The sequence below is a fragment of the Protofrankia sp. Cr1 genome (genome assembly GCF_963555865.1).
Classification (GTDB): Bacteria; Actinomycetota; Actinomycetes; order Frankiales; family Frankiaceae; genus Protofrankia.
The window spans coordinates 1-6,017 of sequence record NZ_CAUVXO010000306.1 but is presented as its reverse complement, the minus strand read 5'-3'; the positions used below and the strand labels follow the sequence as shown (position 1 = coordinate 6,017).

Annotated in this window: 4 protein-coding genes and 1 pseudogene; 2 read left to right on the top strand and 3 right to left on the bottom strand. The window is 65.8% G+C overall.

The window, feature by feature from the left end:
• Positions 1–748 (bottom strand): aldo/keto reductase (locus U9980_RS19810; protein ID WP_322769284.1); only part of this gene is annotated, 748 nt, incomplete at its 3' end.
• Between the two features lie 750 nt (positions 749–1,498).
• On the opposite strand from U9980_RS19810, the gene U9980_RS19805 reads away from it, so the two are divergent.
• A complete protein-coding gene (locus tag U9980_RS19805) occupies positions 1,499–1,702 on the top strand; it encodes a cold-shock protein (RefSeq protein WP_013872098.1) in 204 nt (67 codons plus the stop codon).
• 314 nt (positions 1,703–2,016) lie between these two features.
• Here the strand turns inward: U9980_RS19805 and U9980_RS19800 are convergent, their stop codons facing one another.
• Both U9980_RS19800 and U9980_RS19795 read right to left on the bottom strand, forming a co-directional pair.
• The gene (locus U9980_RS19800) at positions 2,017–3,150 is read right to left on the bottom strand and encodes an aspartate-semialdehyde dehydrogenase (protein WP_322769283.1); all 1,134 of its coding nucleotides are present in this window, start codon (positions 3,148–3,150) and stop codon (positions 2,017–2,019) included.
• Positions 3,147–4,415 (bottom strand): aspartate kinase, encoded by a 1,269-nt coding sequence (locus U9980_RS19795; RefSeq protein WP_322748712.1) that lies wholly within the window; start codon positions 4,413–4,415, stop codon positions 3,147–3,149. The genes U9980_RS19800 and U9980_RS19795 overlap by 4 nt, the downstream gene beginning before the upstream one ends.
• A gap of 813 nt (positions 4,416–5,228) precedes the next feature.
• Here U9980_RS19795 and U9980_RS19790 point away from each other — a divergent pair.
• Positions 5,229–6,017: pseudogene (locus U9980_RS19790) on the top strand (right-handed parallel beta-helix repeat-containing protein); the annotation flags it as partial.

Here is a 6,017-nt window from a genome sequence, read left to right as displayed (position 1 = left end):
GCGCTTCGCCGGTGAAGTCCGCCGACCCGCGCCGCCAGTCGTCGGCCGGAAGGTCCGCCGAACGCTGCGCGGTCCATGCCCCGGTGAGTAGTCCCGACTGCATCGGGCTGTAGACAATGACCCCGATGTTGTGCTTCGCGCAGTAGGGCAGGACGTCTGTAGCCACGGTCCGCCTGATCGCCGAGAACGGCGGTTGGAGCACATCGACCCCACCTGCATACGCGGCACGTTCGAGCAGTTCGACGTTGACGTTCGACACGCCTACCAACCGGATCTTTCCTTCCGCGCGCAGTTCGTGCAGGGTCGCGACGGAATTCTCGATCGGTGTGCCGTCCTTCGGTGGCCAGTGCAGCTGGTAAAGATCGATTCTATCGATCTTCAATCGTCGCAGGGACCCGTCCACCTCGCGGCGGATTGACTCGGGCGCTCCCACCCTCGTGGGCAGGGACGCTGCGTCCGAGTCCCAGACCATGCCGCACTTGGTGAACACGTACGGCCGGTCGTCGTCGCTGAAATCCGTGAGCGCTCGTGCCACGATCTGCTCGGAGTGCCCGCGCCCGTACACCGCCGCTGTGTCGATCCAGTTCACGCCGTGTTCTACGGCATGCCTGATGGCGGCCACCGATTCATCGTCGTCCTGGGCGCCCCATCCGAATGCGTGCTCCGCACCGCCGATCGCCCAGGCGCCGAAGCCGACCCGGGTGATGTTCAAACCGGTTGCGCCCAAGAGCGCTGTAGGAAGGGTCATGGTCAGTGCACACCCCCATGCGAGATTCCGGAACCGGATGGTAACGAACACTCCCGGCTAAGAGCGACCGGGACCGTGCCGGCTTCTCCAGCATGAAAGCATCCACCGGCCCGGAAGTCCCGGCGGCCGGGAATGCCAGCGATGTCATGCTTGTCCTGTTGACATTACCTAACGGCAGGGCGTCGATCATTAATGCCGCCGCGCCGCGAGCGGGTCCGGACACATCGTCCGCCGGGTACCGGACGACCCAGGTCACTATGTGGTCGCGCGGGTCCGTGGGGGTGAAACGTGCCTCGCGTACATCACGTTGAGTAATCAAACTGGTGGTATGGGTCGCCTTCCAGGCAGTAGGCAAGCTGCCCTCGGGGACGCCCTCAGCGAGCGGCGCGCCGCCAGGCGTGCCTGAAGGCCTCGCTATCAACAGTGCTGTCGGCACGCCTACTGTGACGGCGTCCAGCCCGCCCGAAGCGGTCGACGGTAGCCGTGGAGGTCTGCCGCCTGCGGTTGCCGTGGGTTACCGCGGGCGTTACGCCGCCATCTGGCACGTGAGGTATGTAGTGGACTTCCTTCCCCAGAGACCTCCCGTGATGGCCTGTAGCCGTGTAGCGTCTTCCATGGCCAAGTTCGGCGGTTGGCGTCCACAAGGGACGCCGATGGCGAACACTGTCGTGGGAGCGCCAAAATCCCACTTCAGACGGTCCGGGGCCCGCGCGGTGTGGGTCCTGACTGCACCAGCAGGGAGAACGGCACGTGGCTCAGGGCACGGTTAAGTGGTTCAACTCGGAGAAGGGCTTCGGCTTCATCTCCGTGGACGGCGGCGGTTCGGATGTCTTCGTCCACTACAGCGCGATTGACATGGACGGGTACAAGAGCCTGGAAGAGGGGCAGCGGGTCGAGTTCCAAGTGACCCAGGGACAGAAGGGTCCACAGGCTGACGCCGTTCGGGTCGTCTGAGCCACGAGAGACGTAACTCCACAGTCGTAGGGCGAGGGTCCGCCATCTCCAACTGAGGGGCGGGCTCTTGTCATTTGTCAATGGCGGGGCGATTCGTGCGCAGTCATGGCGTGTCGCGCTTTGCTCCCCTGTCGTTTTTCTTCCGGTTGATCGTGCGCTTTCGCCTGGCTGAACATGTGTGTCCAGCATGTCGGATGTGCCAATTTTGATCTTTAACTCGCCAAACGAAGACTGTTCACCGAATTTTACTGTTGCGCACATCCGTCGGATGAAACGTCCACTGAATCACTTCAGCCAGCCATACTGACGGCGGACTACCGGCCGTGGGATACCAGCAGTTCGGCGATCTGGAGGGTGTTCAACGCCGCGCCTTTGCGCAGGTTGTCGCCGCACACGAACATGGCGAGCTCACACGGGTCGTCGGGCGATTGCCTGATGCGCCCGACCCAGGTCGGATCGGTACCGACGACGTCTGCCGGTGTGGGGAAGTCTCCCGCCGCCGGGTCGTCCAGGACGGCCACCCCCGGCGCCGCACGCAGGACGGCCCGTGCGTCAGCCGCGGCCACCGGGCGCGCGAACCACGCGTGCACCGCCACCGCGTGGGTCGTCACGACGGGTACCCGTACACAGGTTGCGGACACCTTGAGCCGGGGAAGCCCCAGGATCTTCCGGGACTCGTTCCGGATCTTCATTTCCTCAGACGACCAGCCGCCGTCCTGGTGGGAACCGGCCCACGGCACGACGTTCAGGGCCAGTGGCGCCGGGAACGGGCCGAGCCCATGCTCCCCGATGGCTTTGCGGACGTCCCCGGCGCTCTGGCCGGGTCCCAGCCAGGTGTCGCCAGCTGTGTCGGTGGACCTGCTGTCGGTGGACCTGCCGGGGGCCGGCATGGCGCCAACCACGGTGGCGAGCTGGGCGTAGAGGGTGTCGATACCAGCCTGGCCTGCTCCGCTCGCCGCCTGGTAGGACGTCGCGACCAGCGATTCCAGTCCGAACACGCGGTGCAGCGCGCCAACCGCGACGATCATAGACAGCGTCGTGCAGTTCGGGTTGGCGATGATCCCGCGCGGCCGGTCCGCCGCCGCCTGCGCGTTCACCTCGGGGACGACCAGCGGGACGTCCGCCTCCATCCGGAAGGCGCCCGAATTGTCAACCGCGATCGCCCCGCGGGACGCCGCGACCGGTGCCCACTGTCTGGAGACCTCGTCCGGGACGTCGAACATGGCGATGTCGACACCGTCGAAGACCTCGGGGGTCAGCGCCAGTACCTCGACGTCGCCGCCGCGCAGTCGCAGTCTGCGCCCGGCGGACCGCGCGGAGGCGATCAGTCGGATTTCGCCCCAGATATCCGGGCGTTCGCCCAGCAGCGAGAGCATCACGGTGCCGACCGCACCGGTTGCGCCGACCACGGCCAGCGTGGGACGGCTGCCGGTCGCTGGCGCGGTCATCGACCGGTCCCCGCGTACACGATTGCCTGACTGTCAGGATCGGCGAGTTCGAACGCACTGTGGACGGCTCGGACAGCGACCTGCAGGTCGGTGTCGCGGATGACCACCGAAATCCGAATCTCAGAGGTCGAAATGATCTCCACATTGACCCCGGCATCCGCGAGTGCGCCGAAGAAGCGGGCCGACACCCCCGGGTGCGACTTCATCCCGGCACCGATAAGCGAGACCTTGCCGATGTGATCGTCATACAGGGTCCGTTCGAAGCCGATCTCACCACGGACCTTCTCCAGCGCGGTCAGCGCGGTGCGGCCGTCGGTCTTCGGAAGGGTGAAGGAGATGTCGGTCCGCCCGGTGCCGGCCACCGACCCGACTTGCACGATCATGTCGAGGTTGACGTCCGCGTCGGCGACGGCCCGGAAGACGGCGGCGGCCACGCCGGGCTTGTCCGGGCAGCCGGCCACGGTCACCTTCGCCTCGCTCTGGTCGTGAGCGACCCCACGAATGATGGCCTGTTCCACGAGCTCTGCCTCCGGAATCTCGGTGACCCACGTACCCGGCTTCGAGGAGAACGAGGACCGGACGTGTACGGGGACGGTGTAGCGGCGTGCGTACTCGACACAGCGAAGCATCAGCACCTTGGCTCCGCAGGCCGCCATCTCCATCATTTCCTCGTAGGAAATGCGCTCGATGCGGCGGGCGTCCGGCACGATCCGCGGGTCGGCGGTGAAAACGCCGTCCACATCGGTGTAGATCTCGCAGAAGTCGGCCTGCAGTGCGGCTGCGAGGGCCACAGCGGTTGTATCCGAGCCGCCCCGACCGAGCGTTGTCACGTCCTTCGTATCCTGGCTGACACCCTGGAAACCGGCGACGATCGCAATCGCTCCCGAGTCCAGAGCGTCGCGGATGCGCCCCGGCGTGACATCGATGATGCGGGCCTTGCCGTGCGCCGAAGTCGTGATCACGCCGGCCTGGGAGCCCGTGAACGAGCGTGCCTCGGCGCCCAGGTTCGAGATCGCCATGGCCAGCAGCGCCATTGAGATGCGTTCACCGGCGGTGAGCAGCATGTCAAGCTCGCGGGCCGGCGGAACAGGCGTGACCTGTTCCGCGAGTGCGAGCAGGTCGTCGGTGGTGTCACCCATCGCGCTCACCACGACTACCACGTCGTCGCCGCAACGGCGTTGAGCCACGATCCGCGCGGCGACCCGTTTGATCCGGTCGGCATCCGAGACGGAGGAACCGCCGAACTTCGCCACCACGACCGCCATGCGCTCCAGGTTACTGGGCACTGCGGGGCTGCGAGAAGGGCTGCGGCTACACCGCTTTCTGCCAGGCTACGAGCCGTCCTGCCGGAGCCGAGGGCGGGCTTGTCAGCCGGGGGAATGGGCGCTGTCAGAACGATCCTGAATATCATATTTCGACGACCACGAAAAGAGCCGCTCGCGCTCTGGCCGAAAATCCGCGATCGCGATATTAGGGAGGGCACACGGATGTGCGGGATGTGCATCATCCGCCGGTGTGGTACCGATCACGGTCGAGCCATAGCGGATGAAACATGTATTTCGTGAGTTCATCAGCTGATAACCAGGCATTCCCGGGTATTGTGTACACTGCCATCGTCACGGATGGTGGTCGATGCTCGCCGCCTCGTGCAGGCCCCGTGAGTGTGCAGGCCGAGGTACCGCTATGCTCCGTTCGTCCTACTTGGGGGGGACACCAAGATTGGGACCTACGAAGGGCTTGAAGAGCCAGTGATGATCAAGTATGGCGCGCGGTGGAGTGCGAGCGTGGTGCTCTCCGCCGCTCTCCTCACCGGTGGGCTTGTCGCCTGTAAGCCAGCTGATTCGGGCCTGACGCAACCCGCCCACGGTACGGCGTCCCCGACGGGAAGCCAGCTGCCTCAGACTCCCGCGGGCACCGCAACCACGCCGCCGGCCGTGACGGCTGTCCCGTCTCCGACCGCCACGCGCGGCGCCCAGGCCCCGGCCCCGGCAGTCACGCAGACCCTGCCGGCTCTCCCGGCCGGCGGCGCCGGCATGCCGGTTATACCCTCGGCGCCGGTGCCATTGCGGACGGTCAGAGTGTCAACGGCCCAGCAGCTGACCGCCGCGCTCGCGGCAGCCCAGCCTGGGGACCTCATCGCGCTCGCGGACGGCCAGTACAGCGGACACTTCGTCGCCGACAGGCCGGCGACGGCGAAGGCTCCGATCACGGTGCGTGGCTCGCGCAACGCGGTGATCGACGGTGGTTCGATCGACAGCGGCTATTCGTTCCACCTCGACAACGCCGACTACTGGCGGCTGGAGGGCTTCACGATCCAGAGCGGCCAGAAGGGCGTGATGACCGACCAGACCAACGGGGCGGTCATCTCCGGGCTGCTGGTGCGCAACGTCGGTGACGAGGCCATCCATCTGCGGAACTTCTCCACCGACAATTTCGTCGTGGGATGCGTCGTCAGTGGTACCGGGCGCAAGGAACCGGGCTTCGGAGAGGGCATCTACATCGGCACGGCCAAGTCGAACTGGGAGAAGTTCAGCGGCGGGAAGCCGGACAACTCCGACCGTAACAAGATCATTGGAAACACGATCAGTGGGGTGACCGCGGAGGCGGTTGACATCAAGGAGGCCACGACCGGCGGTCTCCTGGGTAACAACACCTTCAACGGTTCGGCCATCTCCGGCGCCAACTCCGCGGACTCGTGGGTCGATGTGAAGGGCAACGACTGGCTCATCGAGGGCAACAACGGGGTGGACAGTCCTAAGGACGGCATCCAGACCCACGTCATCATCGACGGCTGGGGCACGGGGAACATCATCACCGGGAACAAGCTCGACGTCGACGGCCCCGGCTTCGGCGTCAGCATCGACAAG